This is a genomic window from Sphingobium sp. PAMC28499, assembly GCF_004795815.1.
Lineage (GTDB): Bacteria > Pseudomonadota > Alphaproteobacteria > Sphingomonadales > Sphingomonadaceae > Sphingobium > Sphingobium yanoikuyae.
In genome coordinates this window covers 3,406,449-3,423,073 of sequence record NZ_CP039248.1, presented here as the reverse complement: position 1 = coordinate 3,423,073, position 16,625 = coordinate 3,406,449, and the positions used below count along the sequence as shown (strand labels likewise).

The 16,625-nt window shown below is 59.2% G+C and carries 14 protein-coding genes; 3 read left to right on the top strand and 11 right to left on the bottom strand.

The genetic code is table 11. The features are described 5' to 3' along the window. Positions 1-183: 183 nt before the first annotated feature. The 3 genes from E5554_RS16365 (at position 184) to E5554_RS16355 (ending at position 7,114) form a co-directional block, all read left to right on the top strand. The gene (locus tag E5554_RS16365) at positions 184-1,491 is read left to right on the top strand and encodes a hypothetical protein (RefSeq protein WP_247594289.1); all 1,308 of its coding nucleotides are present in this window, start codon (positions 184-186) and stop codon (positions 1,489-1,491) included. Between the two features lie 146 nt (positions 1,492-1,637). Further along, a complete protein-coding gene (locus tag E5554_RS16360) occupies positions 1,638-5,960 on the top strand; it encodes a hypothetical protein (RefSeq protein ID WP_210729759.1) in 4,323 nt (1,440 codons plus the stop codon). A gap of 281 nt (positions 5,961-6,241) precedes the next feature. Beyond that, positions 6,242-7,114 carry an NERD domain-containing protein gene (locus E5554_RS16355; RefSeq protein WP_168708729.1) on the top strand — a complete coding sequence of 291 codons (873 nt, stop codon included), beginning with the start codon at positions 6,242-6,244 and terminating at the stop codon, positions 7,112-7,114. Between the two features lie 693 nt (positions 7,115-7,807). Here E5554_RS16355 and E5554_RS16350 read toward each other — a convergent pair. The 11 genes from E5554_RS16350 to E5554_RS16300 form a co-directional block, all read right to left on the bottom strand. Beyond that, positions 7,808-8,794: a hypothetical protein gene (locus tag E5554_RS16350; RefSeq protein WP_136187462.1), complete on the bottom strand. Its 987-nt coding sequence runs from the start codon at positions 8,792-8,794 to the stop codon at positions 7,808-7,810. A gap of 29 nt (positions 8,795-8,823) precedes the next feature. Next, positions 8,824-10,473 carry a hypothetical protein gene (locus E5554_RS16345; RefSeq protein WP_168708728.1) on the bottom strand — a complete coding sequence of 550 codons (1,650 nt, stop codon included), beginning with the start codon at positions 10,471-10,473 and terminating at the stop codon, positions 8,824-8,826. 318 nt (positions 10,474-10,791) lie between these two features. Continuing rightward, complete coding sequence (locus tag E5554_RS16340; RefSeq protein ID WP_136187460.1) at positions 10,792-11,712, bottom strand: HEPN domain-containing protein; 921 nt, start codon at positions 11,710-11,712, stop codon at positions 10,792-10,794. Beyond that, the gene (locus E5554_RS16335) at positions 11,712-12,149 is read right to left on the bottom strand and encodes a TA system VapC family ribonuclease toxin (protein ID WP_037520637.1); all 438 of its coding nucleotides are present in this window, start codon (positions 12,147-12,149) and stop codon (positions 11,712-11,714) included. Before E5554_RS16335 ends, E5554_RS16340 begins: the two co-directional genes overlap by 1 nt. Next, positions 12,146-12,370 (bottom strand): CopG family transcriptional regulator, encoded by a 225-nt coding sequence (locus tag E5554_RS16330; RefSeq protein WP_196221871.1) that lies wholly within the window; start codon positions 12,368-12,370, stop codon positions 12,146-12,148. Before E5554_RS16330 ends, E5554_RS16335 begins: the two co-directional genes overlap by 4 nt. Positions 12,371-12,401: 31 nt before the next feature. Continuing rightward, the gene (locus E5554_RS16325; protein WP_136187459.1) at positions 12,402-12,824 is read right to left on the bottom strand and encodes a MarR family winged helix-turn-helix transcriptional regulator; all 423 of its coding nucleotides are present in this window, start codon (positions 12,822-12,824) and stop codon (positions 12,402-12,404) included. 42 nt (positions 12,825-12,866) lie between these two features. After that, entirely contained in the window at positions 12,867-13,766 is a 900-nt protein-coding gene (locus E5554_RS16320; protein WP_136187458.1) for a phytanoyl-CoA dioxygenase family protein, read from the bottom strand. An 11-nt stretch (positions 13,767-13,777) separates the two neighbouring features. Next, a complete protein-coding gene (locus E5554_RS16315; protein WP_037520631.1) occupies positions 13,778-14,392 on the bottom strand; it encodes an acyl-homoserine-lactone synthase in 615 nt (204 codons plus the stop codon). 138 nt (positions 14,393-14,530) lie between these two features. Continuing rightward, positions 14,531-15,289: a LuxR family transcriptional regulator gene (locus E5554_RS16310; RefSeq protein ID WP_037520629.1), complete on the bottom strand. Its 759-nt coding sequence runs from the start codon at positions 15,287-15,289 to the stop codon at positions 14,531-14,533. A 596-nt stretch (positions 15,290-15,885) separates the two neighbouring features. After that, positions 15,886-16,161 carry an HU family DNA-binding protein gene (locus E5554_RS16305; RefSeq protein ID WP_136187457.1) on the bottom strand — a complete coding sequence of 92 codons (276 nt, stop codon included), beginning with the start codon at positions 16,159-16,161 and terminating at the stop codon, positions 15,886-15,888. A gap of 76 nt (positions 16,162-16,237) precedes the next feature. Next, positions 16,238-16,504 carry a hypothetical protein gene (locus tag E5554_RS16300; RefSeq protein ID WP_037520626.1) on the bottom strand — a complete coding sequence of 89 codons (267 nt, stop codon included), beginning with the start codon at positions 16,502-16,504 and terminating at the stop codon, positions 16,238-16,240. Positions 16,505-16,625 lie beyond the last annotated feature (121 nt).

The window sequence follows — 16,625 nt, the reverse complement described above, 5'->3', positions numbered from 1 at the left end:
CGGCTAAATTTCGCTCCCAAGCAGCGGACGTCCAATTGCCGCGCTCCGGCCGGTCAGCATGTCCGCTTTGTTGGACGATCCGGAAAGTCTGGTTTAGGTCGACGATTGAGGTAAGCGGACCTTCATTCAGGTGGCCGAAAATCCATCTTAGTCGGGTGCGTAGCGAATTCGTTGGGGGCAGTGATGATGCAAACGCTTTCACATTGGAAACGACTCTTTTGTAATGCCTGCACGCTGGATTGCAGTGACATGCGACTGGTCGGCAGGGATTTTGAGGGAACCGTTTTCTCCGGCCCTGGCCGAATTGAAACCGACGGTTCCTCGAGCATCCGCTTCTCGATGTACGGCAGCGCCACGGATGGCGGTGCCGCCTGGCGCAAGATGATCTCGGCGCGTGACAACCCCTATGACGCCCTGGAGCAGTTCCGCCTCTTTGCAACCGACTATGAAGGCAATGAATGGGCGGGTGGCTTTACTGCCGTCAATTTCTTTACAGATCACAAGCACGGCTGGCCGCTCGCCGGAGAACTGCAGGGGCTGAGCACGAAAGTCACCGGCCCCTGGGTGGCGCAGAACAGTAGCGTGGAACTGCTGTTCCTGCCGCCATTTTACCTCCCGATGAACGAATGGATGGCGACCACTACAAAGCTGGGCGAGGAAGAGATTGGCGGAAGCCGGGGACCGGGACGACAGGTGATTGACGTGCTCGGCACACAGGTGGTGTTTGCCAATGATCTGTCAGGGGATGGGCTATGGCTGACCGCCGATACAAGCGATCAACTCCGTCACCCCGATGTGGAGCGCTGGCTGTCGGAACCGCTGCGCATCCTGATGGGCGCGGTCATTTATCCCCGGCTCACCGCCCGAAACTTTGGTGACGGTTCGGCTTTCGTGACCCTGCTGCCCGCGCCACGGCAGGTGTCGCCGTCGCCCTTCGGCCTGATGCAGCCTGTGGGGCTCGACCGCGCGCATGACGAGCGGTTCTGGCAGCTCTACGCTGACATCCTGTCGATGGTGGCGGCGGGAGACGATATGGACATGCAAAGTCACGAAGTGACGCGACTTTATGAAGAACTCTGGCAAGCGCAGCGCGGCTCCCGCTGGAGCATCCTACTTACGCTGGCTAGTACGGTCGAGGCATTGGCAAAGTCGCTCATGAGCGAGCGCGACAAGCGGTCGGAGTTTTCCGATGATGCCTTGGCGGCAATGGAAAAGCACCTCCGCGCCTGGGACAGTGATGACGCGCTTCGCGGGCGGATGCTGTCCAACCTCGGCCTTGTGAAGCAGCGCAGCGTTCTGGCGTTCCTGCGCGATATGGCCAAGGCCGGAAAAATCGATGCGGCGCATGTCGGCACATGGCAAAAGCTCCGCAACTCGGTCATGCACGGCGAAATGGCTGCGCCATGGTCTACGGCGGAAGGCGACCAACACATGCAAGAACTGATCACCCTCGTGCATGGCCTGACTAGGGCGCGGATCGCCAAAGGATAAGCCGTAACAATATGTGAAAAACCACAATAGTCAGGTTGTTTATCATGCGCCCCGGAGTGCTATATCCGGTCCACACACTATTTATAAGTGAAGATATTTGAGTATCGGCATTGGCAAGAAATAGAGACGATTTCTCACAGAAGACAGTGACCCAGATCGCGAAACGCGCGGGCTGGCTTTGTTCGTTTCCGTCGTGCCGCACGCTGACGGTCGGCGCGACGGCGAACGGCGACGGTGAAATCAATATCGGCACGGCAGCCCATATCTGCGCGGCATCGCCCGGCGGCCCACGCTATGACGAGAGAATGACGCCCGCAGAGCGCTCCTCTGCGGAAAACGGGATTTGGATGTGCCGCGATCACGGCAAGGCCATTGACTCAGACGTGAAGGAATTTACCGTCGAGCGTCTGCGCGAGTGGAAAGAACTGGCACAAAAGGAATCCTGGCGGCGCGTCCTGCGAAATGAAGCGCCTCCATCCGCGCCGCAACCCAATGACGATTTGCATGTGCGGCTTCGCAATGCCGCCGAAGCCGCTCTTGCGGTGTTCAGGAACACAGCGAAATGGCCCTCCGCGCCGGTTCCGCTCAGGCTCGAAGTGGACGGGCTTGGCGAACCTGCAACGACAAATGCAGTTGCACGCGCTATTGTGTCATTGGATGATTTAATTCTCGTCGCACCGCCCGGCATGGGGAAAACGACGACGCTTTTCCAGATCGCCGAAGCCATGCTCACGGACGGCGGCGGCACGCCACTCATCGTGCCGCTCGGTGATTGGGCGACGGAAGACGCAACGGTTCTCGGCTCAATCCTTAAACGTCCGGCTTTCATGGGCATTTCGGAAGATGATTTCCGCGTCGCGGCAAGCCAGCCCGGCATCGTAGTGTTGCTGGATGGCTGGAACGAACTGGACGCGGAAGCACGTAAGCGCGCGCGCGTGCAGGTCGAGACTCTCAAAGCCGAGTTGCCGGAACTCGGGCTCATCGTCTCGACGCGCAGGCAAGCGCTTGACGTGCCGTTCGCTGGAACGCGCGTCGATCTCTTGCCGCTCAGCGAGGAACAGCAAATGCAGATCGCCGTCGCCCTGCGCGGCGATGCGGGGGCTAAGATCGTGGATCAGGCTTGGCGCACATCGGGCGTGCGCGAGCTTGTCACGATACCGCTTTACCTGTCGGCCTTGCTTTCGCTTCCCGAGAACGTGCCGTTTCCGACCACGAAAGAGGAAATATTGAGGCACTTCGTGGCCGTACACGAAAAGGAGGCGAGCCACGCCGAGGCGCTGCATGCCGTGGCGAAAGGCTTTCAGGAAGATTTTCTCAATGGCCTTGCCGTCTTCGCCTCGCGAAACGCGAATACCGCCATTGCGGACAACAATGCGCGATGGTCGATCTCGGAAACGGGAACACTGCTAATCCAGAACGGGCAGTTGACGTTGAATTCTCAACCTGACCCCGGTGACGTGCTGGACGTGCTGGTCAACAGCCATGTGCTTATGCGGGCCGGTGATACACCCGGCGTTTCATTCCAGCACCAGCAGTTGCAGGAATGGTATGCGTCGCACACGGTCGGGCGCCGGATCATCAGCGAAGTGGATGATCCCAAGGGTCGCGAAGCGCTGAAAGCGGAAATCTTCAATCTTCCGGCATGGGAGGAATCTATCCTCTTTGCGGTCGAACGCATGGCGCGGGGAACAGAATCCGAGAAGGCTGCCTGTGGAAAGGCGATCCTCGCCGCCTTCGAGGTCGATCCGATCCTCAGCGCCGAAATGATATACCGCGCGACGGATGAAGTCTGGGCCTCCATCGCGGTGACAATCCAGGAACGTATCGGCCATTGGCACACACCCGGCAAATGCGACCGCGCCTTTCGCTTCATGATGAATTCGGGGCGTCCGGAATTCCTTGATAGGATCTGGCCGCTCATTACGAATGAAAAAGATCAGGTAAGCCTCAGGGCGCTCCGCAATTGCAGGCGCTTTCGGCCGTCCTTGCTGGGGCCAGATGCGGCAAAGCGCATCAAGGCTTTGCCGCCGCAGGCGCGCGCGGTTCTCCTGCATGAAATGGCGTTTCACAGCGGCATGGACGGTCTCGACCTCGCAACAGCGGTTGCGAAGGACGATCCCGATCCGGAGGTGCAGGCTTCCGTCGTTGACGCGCTCTCATTCCGCCGCGCCGACCGCCACATCGCCGAACTGCTGCAAGGCGCAAAAGGCGCAACCTTCGACTTGATAGCGCAAAAAAGCCTTGTTGACGAAGTGAACGATGAGGCTGTCCAGCAGGGAATTATCGCTGCGCGCAAGCGGTACAAAGAAAGCGGCATGTCAACTTATGACCGGCTGCACCCGATCATTTTCACCAATGATACCCAGGACCGGAGCGCCGAACTCGCCACCATTATCAGCGATATGGAGATTAGGGACAGGCAGGATGCAGCGGTGCGGCTCATTTTTGAGGCGTGGAACCGGTATCCGCAGGCCGTGGCCGAGGGCTTGTTGGTGCGGGTGCGCGCGGGCCGCAATCTATTCCATGGGGCGGATGATATTCTCGCCGGCGCTGGTTTCGGGCTTGAAAACGATGATCTGCTGCGGCGCGCGCTGGCGGAAACCGCACGGCTGGATGACCAGGCGGAAGCCGCTGCCTCAGTTCTCGGTCCTGAATCTGTGGGGAGCATGATCGATGCGCTGTTCGATGCGGCGACGCGGCTGCGCGATGCGGATGGCAAATATGACAAGAAGGCCGCCGACCGGTATCATTGCATCCAATCGCGTATTGCGCACGTGCCGGGCGCTAGCCTGGTCGCAGCCGCGCAGGCACGTTCTGGAGAGGCCGACAATGCGCAGATAGAGCGATTAGCCGAATTGCTGTCACGTCATCCCGATGAGATTGACCGGGGACGTCCTTTCAATGCGGAAAGCCTTGCTGCTATCCGTGCGCTCATTGAAGACTGGGGCAACCGCCTTTTGGCGTCCGGCGACGCGGAGCGGCGAAATATTGCGAGCATCGCTACGCTTGCGCGCCGCGCGCCCGATGTAGGCTTGCTTCCCCTCTTGAAACGGATGCTGGATGAAAATCTGCGCCGCTATCGTGCGGTCCGGGAAGAAGCCGCTGCCGAAGGCTGGCGGCAAGGCAAGGCGCGGGACGAAGCGAGTTGGCCCATGACGCACGAATATATGCGTGCGTTCATGGCAATAAAATCGTCGGAAACGGCTGCGCTAATGTGTGAATATCTCGCCGATCCGAACTTTGGCGAACTCGCAGCCTGTGTGCTCGCGGAGCATTGGAGAGCCGCAAACGAGCCGCCGCCAGATAATCGCTTCTTTGGCGGGCCGGATTTCAGCGGCGTGGCGGAAAAGCGCGCGGCGCGCGCCGCCGATCCCGCCGCGACCTCGGACGCGGCGGAAGCCATTTTCTCTGTGATCGAAACGCTTGTCACGGATGGCGCAACAGTCGACCAGATGCGGCTCGCGGCCGAACTTGGTATCGTTGCTGTACGTTTGCCACACGGCCAGCGCGAAGCCACCATTGAGAAGTTAATCTCTCTGACACCCCGGCGCGCGCGTTCCAAATTGCTGTTCAATTTGGCTCTCTCCGGCGCGGAAATCGACAGCAAGCTCGTTACCGAGGGCATCGCCGAAACTTTTGAGGCGGCAAAAAAAGAACCATGGATACTCATGGATAGCAACGCCTATGAGCTGCGCGACTGGCTGAGATTGTTGCCTTTCACTAATCAACCCGCTGCGACGCTCGACGTTGTGCGCAGCATGCCGGATGCGCAACGGGAGCCGCGCTTTCTGGAGGGAATGATTGACGCATTCGCCGTAACGCCCTCGTCGGGCGCGGAAGAAACCATGTTCGATCTTGCCGAACAAGACTCGCGATTTTACAAGAATCATCAATGGCGAGCGGCGGTACTCAAACGGGGTACAATGTCATCCGCACACCGTCTCATTGAACTGACAGCGAATGGCGTGTTTAACCCCAAATCGGGCGATGACTGGCGGTCGTCACGCGAAATCGGCGCACTGATCGAGAAGTTCCCGGAAGTGCGCAGACAGGTTTATGACTTGCTGAAAGATGGCGCGTCTTCCCCCGCCCTCATGCTACTTGCAAGGGCCGTCTCCGAGAATCCCGATGACGAGGGGATACTGCTCTTGGTTGATATCGAGAGCAAACAGAAGCGGCCCATGCTGAATTGGCGCACGATTGAAGCCGTTGTCACCAAACACGTCCCCGTCGAGAACTGGAGCAATACATACAACGTCGTGCCTGTTCCCGCCGCCGAATTGCGGCAAGCGCTGCTCGCGCGGACGGTCGATGGCGGCTCTGCGGATGCCGCCGCGCGATGCCTGACCGCTATTGACCTCATCCGAGATGAACGCGGCGTTCCGATGTCAGAACCGCGTCACCCCGATCTTGCGTCAGGTAAGCCGTGGCCGATCATGACGCCCGATCCTGACGCAATCGCAAATTAGTTTTTAGGCTACTTGTGGGATCAAGGAGGGCGCGCGCTGCGCCTGGAACCAGACTGCGAGGAGGCGGCCCAGGCTAACCTGAGTTTTGGCCCGAATTGCATGCTGAACGGTCGAGCGCTTCCGACAAGCCGAATTGCGCACTATTATGTCCGATCGGTTGGCGGCTGGAGCCGGCTATGACAATGGTGATTAGCGGTGCGATCGATGAATGACGCGGGCGCGATCTCATGGCAGAACGATGCCTTGCCGCCGAGCGCGGGCGATTAGGGCAAAGGGATGGCATGGCCGCGGGACCAAGCAACGACGAAATCATGGCTGCGATCAACGAGTCCGGCTATCTCATGGAGCAGGAGGTGGCGACCCGGCTCGAGCAGCGCGGATTCCACGTGCGCACCAATGTCGCCTTCGAGGACCCTGACGAGAGCAAGTCGCGCGAAATCGACGTCGTCGCAGTGAAGCGCACCTCCTTCGACGAGGCGGCCAAGCTTTCCGCCTATGTCGAGCTCCTGGTCGAGTGCAAGAACAGCGCGAACCCCTTCGTGTTCATCGCCCGGCCCAAGAACCCATCGGACCGCCACCATTCCCCCGAGGAGTTCCTATTTCCCTACCGCTACGAGATGAAGAAAGATCTCGGGCCCGGCAAAGGCATGACCCGGCAGGTCAAAGCCTTCCACCATCTCGGCTTCGATCAAGTGTTCAAAGCGCACGTTCGCCCCTGGAAGGCGGTGCAGTTCTGCCGGATCGACCGCAAGGGCAGTGGCTGGCACGCCAATCATGGCGGCCTCTACGATGCAATCTTCTATCCGATGGCAAAGGCGCTAAATGCGCGGCGCAAGGAGGTGCCGAAGGCTTCGCGCCCGGACGAGTGGCGCTACACTTGGCTATTTTTCCCGCTAGTCGTGACCTCGGGCGATCTGTTCCTCATCGATGCCACGGCCGATCAGCCCTCCCCGGTCGGTGTCGACCACGTCTCGTTCCAGCGCGAGCTCAAATCCGGCAAACTGTCAGGATCATTCATGGTGACGTTCGTGCGGCAGCAGGCCTTAGAAAGCTTCCTCGCCGATGTGGTCGATCCCCTCGCGGCCTTGTCCGCCGACCTAATCGAGCAGCGCCAGGACTTTCTGAAGACGACCGTGCTGCCCTGGGCCGATTGACCTGCGATGACTCCGATCTCGCTCATCCGCCTCAACGCGATCGCCGCCTATGCTTCCTACAGTTTACGGCGGATATTGGCCCAGCGCTTCGATAAACCGATGACCGCTAGCAGGGTGTAGCAATCGACCGCCGAACGGCCGCTATGTTGGCGAACCCGCACTCAGGTGGCTAGAATTTTCGAGGTGCCGGAATGTCATCGCCCTCATATTCGAAGAGCAATCTACTAGCCTTTCCGTTTCCATCAATTCCAGGGATGGCCGTGATGAGTTTGCTCTGAAATGCTGCCGCAAGGATCTCAGCTTCAGTCATCGCCAAGTTCGCCATGAGGTGGATGACGCTTCGCCTGCCCTCATCGCGATCTCTCAGCTTCTCTTCCCGCAGATACGTCTCAAGCGCTTTCCGTCTATCATTTTGCCCGCGTAGAAAGCGCCCAAACGCCATTGTTGCAATCACAGCAGTGAGAATGTCGCCCAGTTCGCGGCGATGGTCAGTCCGTCCAAGTACGTCACACGTGTTCCCCGCTTGATAGCTAGCTGGCAACGCTAGATGGCAATTTAAGTTGAAACTTTGGCCATATGAATAGCCGACAGCTTTGGGGGTTCAACACTATCTTACAGAAAGACCGCTATGTCGGCGATTTATGCCATTCAACAGCAGCCGTTCGAATCTCTGGTCGCGCCATTTCAATGCAATCACCCCGTCTGACGCAGAGCTCCAATCAGTCGCAGCACCAATTGGTTATCGTCCGCTCCCTTCCAGCGATTGATGAACCAGCAGACGAGTTGAATGTTATCCGCCGTGTAATGGCCCCTGCTATCAATCCGGTCGGGCGAGGCGCGCATTTGCGGGTCGTCACAGTCGCCAGCATAGCCGAGCGGCAAACCGGTAAGCGCGCAGCGATCTTCCTGTTCACCCATCAAGCGCAACAACAGGGCTTCCAGTTCCACACGCGACAGATCGGTATTCTTTTTCTTCACCCGGCGTTCGGCCATCTGGCCGTTGGCTTGGGAAACCGTGCTGAGAATTCCATTTGCCATGTCCACCGCCGCGATTTCGCGTGGTGAGAAGGTTCTGACTGGCGACTTGCTGGAGACCGCTGCCTTGTCGCGGAACGGGTTGGTGGAGTGCCACGGATCGAGCTGTTCGCCATTCACCAGCGCGCGGGCATAGTCGGCATAGCCGCGATCATTAGCGATGGTTTGGAAGGTGGCCTCCGTGGATAGGAAATCCCGCGCCTTGGCGTGCAATCCCTCCCACCGGAGTGGACGCCCTTGCCGATCTCGATCCGACCAGGGCTGGCAAGGCTTCTCGATATGCCAGATTTCCGGGCCATCGCGGTTGGGATTGGTGGATGGCCGAATTTGCTGACGCAGTTCGCCCGCTTCCGATATCGTCCACCAGATCGCATCGCCCTGTCGGCTGATCCAGATATCGCCTTCCGTTTCCTGCATCTCGGTGACGAGATTGTACCAGCGCCCCGCAGTCGGTCTGCTTGGGCGGTTCCCCAGCGCTGTCAAAGTGTGTTCCAGCGCAGCCTCAATGAAGCCATCGCGGTCCCCCGCCTGCCAGAATCCATGCACGGCCACGTTGTCGATGGTGATGACCGTTTGATTGGCCTTCGCTATCGGCCACAGCGCGTTGCCTTCGCCGAAATTAGCGATGTAGACCTTGCCAGTCATGCGGCCTTGTTCCCTACAGCGCGCATCTGTCAGCCGCCATTTGCCGCAACGGCCTCGGCGATCTGCCGCAATCGAGCATCCAAATCTTCCTCGAAATGGATATACTCGAGCCGCACGCCGGCAAGAGCGCACAGTCGCCGCTTTGTTTCATCTCTCCGGACGGTCGCTTCGAATGCCTCAGGGCCGCCGAAAATTTCGATCGGGCGGTAATGCTGTTCCCCTTGATACTCGATCGCCAGCTTGTGATTCGGCAGGTAGATGTCCAGGTGCTGTGGTGCGAGCCAAATGGGGCTGGCGTGCTGAACAATCTTGACATCAGGCAACAACGCATTGAGCGCGAGGAATGCGCCGTGCTCAGTCTTCCACCGAATTTGCTCGAAATCCTGTTTCCAAGCGGCCTGTAGCGCAGCCGACATCGATAATGCCATCGTCTTGAATGGAGCGGTTTGCCGCAAGTCGCCGTATCCGACTGAGAGACCCGCGTCCCTGAAGTCAGACCACTGTTGCCAGAAGTCCGTACCAAGCTGCCATTTGCCGATCACCGCTTCCGCCCAGGCAGGCTGAGCGCGGATTTGGGTAAGTGGATCGGTGTACTCCACATCGATATTACTGAAATCAAACGGAGAATGTGAATGCTGAAAAGCACAACACAATAGGACATGCGGGCTGGGCGACGAATCGGAGTCCACTAGCGCCTTCAGCAACTCGCGCATGCCACCCCGAGTCAGCCACGGATGCGCGGTGTAAAACTCAACCTCCCATTCCTCTGCTCTGCCGTGGGTCGGATGTTCGCATTGCAACGCGAACAGGCAGCTCTTGAAAATCTCGTATGACCCTGATCGCGTCAGCCAGTACACGATGCGATCAAGGGCTTCTGACGAGCGCGTTGACTTCCAACGGCTCATGTCGACAATTGCTGATGCTAACTCGGCATCCAAATCTGAAAGAAGCAGGACGGCTTCGCGCGACCGCTCCGTATTTCCGTCCTCAAGCATCGTGTTCAATGATCGAACTGGAATGCGCGTCAGCGGAGGCTTGGCCAGCTTTGCAGCGTCTTTGGCGTAGGCATCTGCACGGGCGTGATCGAGAAACAAGTCCGCCTCGTCCGGAGCAAGGCCAAAGAATTTCTGCATTTCTTTTCTTGCGGATTGAGCGCCGGCTTTGGCCGCAGCATGTGCAAAGAGTTTCATGAGGGGGGCTTTGGCCCTGCTCGATCCACCGAAGACGACGTCTTTGCCAAAGACGGGTTCTGGCGAACCCGCCCTGACTTGGTTCAGCGCTTCAGTCCAATCGCCTCGTGCAGCGGCGAGCGCGATCAGGCGATCTCGATCGGGACCATTGCGGAATGCCTTGTAGTCTCCGCCGGTCTCGTTGGGACCTTTCTCATATTCGCATTTGGCCTCGTCGAGGCGTCCCAAAGCAAAGAGCGCATCGCCAACCTTCCGCCAATGGGAAAACGCTGCATAGAGTGGAATTGCCTCTTCATAGCAGCCCGCTGCCATCATCAGGTCAACCTGGTCCCGACTTCGTGCCGCTTCCCACAATCCCGCACTTTGCAGCGCGTAAATCTTTTCGGCTGGTTTGAGCCACGTCTTTTCAAGCGCAATCGAATAGACCACGCTCTTGAGTAATTCTTCAGCCCTGCGGTTCAAAATCTCTTCGCCTTTCGTCCACGGCAAATCATTTGATGATCATTTTAGGGCCGCACAAGCCTCTTTGGGCGGCCGACCTCCCCGAAAGCGCCGTTCATTCTGGCAATTAGGAATGACGGTTTTGTCCCAGACCAAGTCTTCCTGCTATTCCAATATCCTGATGAATGAACGGCAGGAATCGGTCACGTTGATCTGAAGCTTGAACGTCCGGAATGTCGGCGGCAACGACGTCGGCTCCCAAAGCCTGCGATGTCCGCTATCCTGGTGTCATCGCTCCGAAGCGGACCGAGTACAATGTCCCACTGTAAGACATGCGGCTGCCGTTTGAATTGACGGCTCAGGCAGTCAGTGGCGAGCCTTTTCTGCAAGCTTCGCTATGTGGGCAGTGCATATGGTATGTGTCGCCCGTCCCAGCGCTTCGACCCGTTCTGCCAGCCAATTGAGCTCTTCCAGGTCGATGTGATAATGCTTGGAATAGCGAGCCTTCACGTAGGCATCCTTGAGCTTTTGGAACATCGCGCGCTCCTTGCGCGATCCACGGGGCCATATATCAAACAACGTCGCGTCGCGGCCTTCAGCCTGAAGCCGCAGAAAGGCGATGTTGTGATCGTAAGGGGTATAAAATGTGAGCGTCAGCAGAATCGCTTGATATAGCCCCTCGGCTGTCTGGTGCAGGTCGAACGCCGCTTGCTTGGTGTGGCCCTTTTCAATGTGAAACTTCGCCCCTTCAAAGCGCCGCATGGCATCGGGGAAATACTCGTCGAAATAGTCTTGTGCAGCAGCCGCTGCCTCTGACGGCGTCTTGGGTTTGGGCTTCGCGAGTTCGCGATCGTCTGCCTCATAGAGGGCGATGCCCTGTTCAGCGATCTCCATGAAGAAGACCCGGCCGTGGCTTAGGCCCTGGTTCACCTGCTGGAGCGAATGGACGATAAAATGCACCGGCGTGTTAATGCGCTTCTCGATGAGATAGGCGTCGATCAGCCGCTGCTCGGCCACTGACCAGTAGGCCGCCACGTCAGCCAGTTCCTTCTGGTTGACGATGACGAGGATATCCATGTCGGACTTATACTGGTTGGCGTCGAAGGGCGCGTCGACCCAGTCGCCCCTGGCGTATGATCCGAACAGGATGATCTTGAGGATGCGAGCCGATTTCTTGCGGCCGGCCGCATTCTCGGTCGCTTCACGGAATTCGGCGAACAGAATGCGGACGACCTCTTCAAGCTCGCGCTGCTTGGCCGCAGGAAGGTGGTCGAGATCGGTACGCATCAATGATTTCCGATGAGGTGGATCGCGTCCTTGCCGCCGGTCACCCCCTTTGGGGTGAGCCGCCGGTCGAAAGTCGCAAGCTTGCCCTTATTAGCGACGGCCAGGGCGAGGAGATAGGTGTCGGTCACCTGCGCGGAAGTGAGGATATGGCTGGCGTCGACATGCTCGGCAGACAGCAGGCTGATATCCTCGGCCCAGAAGCGGTGACCCGGAAGCTTGCACATTTGCGCCATGATCGACGCGACCTCAGCCGGCGAGCCGGGTGTCGAAGGGTAGCGGACATTGCCGACGATCCGGATCACGCCATTCTCGGTGATGGGGCAGGTCGCCCAGGCCTTGCCGCCTTCGGTCTCGAACCAGTGATGCGCCGCCTCATGCCCGACATGATTGGGGTCGATCAGCGCGACCAGGACATTGACGTCAAGAAGATAGGTCATGGCGCCTCATCGCGAAGGGCATTGACGATGTCCTGCGTCACTACCACACCCGGCTTGGTCGGAAGTAAGCTGATGCCGTTGCGCGTGCGAGCCGCTTCCGGCGCATGCAGCGCCTTGCGGGCCAGATCCGAGAGGACACGGCCAATCGAGCTGTGCTGATGATCGGCGATCGCGCGCGCCGCCGCCATCACATCATCATCGATCACCAGGGTCGTCCGCATCGCATCATCCTCAAGCATTGAGCATCACGCATCATATGCCATCTGGATCGCTGGCGCAACGACGGACAAATTCGGTCGCTGCGATGGATGCACCGTCCATGATGTGATCCAGCGCCTCCCTGATAGGCGGTGCAAGCCTGACCGTTATCCTGCGCTTGTCGCGCGGGTCGAGACGGCGCGTCAATATCTTCCGCACGGCAAGCTTGGCGGTCCAGCGATGGGCGCTGGAAGAAGGAATGTTGGCGACGGTGCAAAGCGCGGACTGGTAGACAGCGAAGCCTTTCAGTTCGGCCTGGTAAAGGTGGAGGAGCATGTCCCAGTTGGGATTGGCGCATAGCTGGACGCCCAGATTTTTCTCGACGAGCCTTCGCTCCTCGATCAGTGCCCGACATGTGCCGAGGCGGTGGCGACGCCGCTCGGTAGCGGCGTCTTCCTGGTTTTTGTCGTCTCGCATTTCATCCCCTGTCGATCCATGCGAATGATGGTGTTCGTCCGATCAGCCGGTCACGGGTTCGGGCAATCCGCCCGCCCGAAAGGTTTCGATCAGCGCGTGGTGCTCAGGCGCCAGCATGTCGATCGCGCCGGACTTTCTCTCCGTTTCGCGAAGCAGATGAGACGGGCATCGCCCTTCATAATTTCCGAGGTTCGGACGATGGATGCGGTATCCCAGCAGATCGGTCAGATCCGCGTCGAAGGTACGGGCGACCTCGGGCGGATAAGCCAGCCACTGAAGCTCATAGGGTTTGAGCCAACCCAGCGTGTAGCTGATGATCATGCCGCGCCGTGGCAGGGCCGAACGGTTGGCGCCGCCGGCATGGAGGGTCGATCCAAGGAACAGGAGCGCCGAGCCGGGCTCGATTTCGGCGACGATCGCTTGCGTTGGGTCTATCAGCATCTCGTCCAGCCGCCGATGGCTGCCCGGCCATACCTGGGTCGCGCCATTTTCCTTCGTATAGGGCGTGAATGGCCACATCACATTGACGAGAAATTCGACCTGAAGCGCTGAATCCACGAACCGGCTGCATGGCCACATATCCTGATCGCGATGCGGCACCTGTTCTATCGATCCGGGCATCAGCTCGATGGCCTGCGTGAGGTTCAGCGAGAAATGATCGCACCAGGGGCCAAGTATCTTCTGCATGATGGCGAGGATCGTCGGATGCTGGACGAACGCCTTGGTCCGATCGGACCGGCTGAGCAGGCTGCCAAACCTCCTGGTGTCGTTGCCATAAAATGGCCCTGACGAGAGGTGGGTGGCGTCGAAATCCTCTGCCAGATCGCTGGTTAGCGCCTCGACCTCGTCAGACGCGATGGCTTTAGGAATGATGTAATAGCCTTGAGCGAGCAGCTGATCGGCGTAAAAATCTGCACATGGAACGTCGGGTAAATGTGCCATGGTCGTTTCTCCTATGCGGCGGCAGCCGCGGCGAATTGGACGGGGGAGGGGCGCCAGACGCCGGCGGCCTGCATCAACGCGGGCGTGTCTTCCGTGATGATGATCTGCATCGCGCCCAACATCCCGCAGGCGAGCGTCCGGGGCAGGCCAAGCGGGCGGCATTCCCAGCCGAAGGATAGGATCTGGCTGAACCAGGGCATGTCGGCGACGCAGCAATAGGCTTCGATGCCATTTGTAAGCGCGTAGCTGGCGGCCATGGTGACGAGATAGTCGCGCACCTGCCGGCGCTCGGCCGCTCGCAGATCGCGGGACAGGCAGAAGCGCGAGATTTCCCAGACGCTGTCGGTAGCGGGCATGGGCTGATCGCAAAGTTCGGGGAAGACGTTGCCGAGAAGATAGGGGCCGCTCGTCGGCAGCAGCCGCATTGAACCGAGGTGGGTGCCATCCGGTTCGGCGGCAATCAGATAGATGGTCGAGGGGCCATCGAACTGGTCCATCTCGTACCGCCCGGCGAGGACCGGGACGTCCCAGCCAAGAAGGTCGACGAAGACGCGCTTTCGCGCCTCGTACATCGATCGAAGAACAATGTCTTCTTGAAGGCTTCCGCCTCGAACGACCTGCGTCATGTCGGCTCCCTGTGTTGTTGCGCCTTGAGGGTCGCGCAGCAGGGAGGGACGAACAATTCCTCTAAAAAGAGGGATGGCAGAGCGAAGGATCAGCCGCGATGCTGCCGCACGCCGAGGCGTGCGGCGTGAGCGGGGTCATCAGTCGATGTTCAGCGCCCGATAGCAAATCTGGCCGTCAAACAGCGCGCGGACGACCAGTTCGGTGCGCTTGTAGACATCATATTTCCGCATGGCTTCGTCGATATATTGCCGCACGGTGTTGGGCGAGATTTTGAGGATGCCGCCAATCTCGGAATTGCCCTTCCCACAGGCGACAAGCGCTATGCAGTCCAGCTCCCGCTGGCTGAGCGTCGGAATTTCCGGGACCTGTGTGCCCGGCGCCCAACGTGCGCGCTGAAGCCTCCGCGCCGCTTCAAAGGCGAACATGCCGACGAGTTGGGCGGCGCCACGTAGATCGGCGTCGAGGGTCACGGAATTCTTCCCGCCGAACGAACATGTGCCCCTATATTCACCGGGCGCTTGCACCGGGATGGTGAGGCCTTCTCGCAGGCCAAAGGGCTTTGCCTCTTCCAGAATTTGCTGCTGCCTCTTCGTCATCCGGATCATGGCCGGGATCACGCTCCACAGGAAAGCCGTGACCGTCTTCGTGCTGGCGGCATGGACCGGGTCATCCGCATAATAGTTTCGAAGGAGCGACCGTTCGATCCAGCCTTCATGATAGCTGGTGATCACCATCGCATCGCGAGGCGGCCCGACAAGATCCACATGGCTGACAAGCGCGAACTGATCGAAGCCGAGCGAGGGCGTGACCTCGGCCAGCAATTCCTTGAGTGCGAATTCGTCCTGCACTTCTCCGCAGCTGTTCACGAATTTGCCGAGTCGCGGTGAGATATACATGTCCGTTCTCCTCATAAGGGCCGGCCTTTGGGCGACCTCTCCAAAGTGACGCCGCGACCAGGTCGCGTGCCGTCGGCGCCGGATTTCGGACGCCGCGCTTAGGCCCGCTCACTGCCTGGCCGTCGCCTTGTCCCGGTCCAATGAGGAGGGTCGGGGTCATGTTGCTCAGCGGGATGTCGAAAGCGTAGCAGCCACGCGTGCCTCGCCAAGTCGGTTTGCAACCGAAATGAGTTTACACAAATTTGTCATGAAGGCTGTGGCACTGATGCAACAGCATCGGATTGGAGCTTGTTCTGAAATGAAACGGCCCCGCCAGAGATGGCGAGGCCGCAGGGCGACGGGCTCGGGGGGCGTAATCCCGTCGCAGACAACTTAACGGCTCACATCCATCTGCCCAGCCCATTTCCTGGTTAATGGGCGTTGACCATGTCTCTGACTGCAATTGTCATGATCAGAGCGGATGGCCGGACGCGCAACAGCCTCTTACCGTGCGGACGAATGTCTTGCGCGTGCGGAGGGTTTGGCCGAGGCAGGTTAGTGGCGACCTTGAGAACTTTGATGGTCCTCCACCGGTGAGCCGAGGACCAGAGTTATTATCAGCCGTTCAGCTTGTCCTTCAGCGCTTTGGCAGGCGTGAAGCCGAGTTTCTTGGACGCGGCGATGCTGATCGCCTCACCCGTCGAAGGATTACGGCCGTCGCGTGCGGCGATGTGCTTCACCTTGAACTCACCGAAGCCGGGGATGGAAACTTCCTCATCCTTCTCGGCTGCTGCTGCAACCTGCGCGAACAGGGCGTCCACCACCTTCTTGACGTCGGTCTTTGCGAGGCCCTCGTCAGCGGCGATCGAGGCGATGATATCGGTCAGCGTCATAGGAATTCTTCCATTTGATGATTCGGGCGGGTCAGATGCCAAGTTGGCGATGATCCGTCGAGAGGGGGCACGCCGGCTATCGCGACGTTGCCGTCTTTCTCCCGGGTGCATGTGCCGGAAGCAAGGGTTTGAGCGCGGCGATGGCGGTCGCGCCGCCGAGCTGGATCGAGAGCTGCACGACGTCGCGCAGTTCCCGCTCCGTCAGTGTTTCGACCGGTAGCTCCTGGATGGCGGCGGCGTAGCGTGATCGGAGGGAAAGACGTGCAGCATCGATTTCGTCGAGCAGTTTGCGCTGCCGCACTTCAAGCTCGGCCAGGCGCTCACGTTCGGTCAGTTTTGGCATGATCCATGGTCCTTCATGGGTCTGCCCGCCGGAGAGGAGATTGCCAGATCGGCGCTGGATAGCAAGATGGCACTGTTAGAATGGGATTTGAGCAACCACATGCGACAGTGGATCTGGCTGG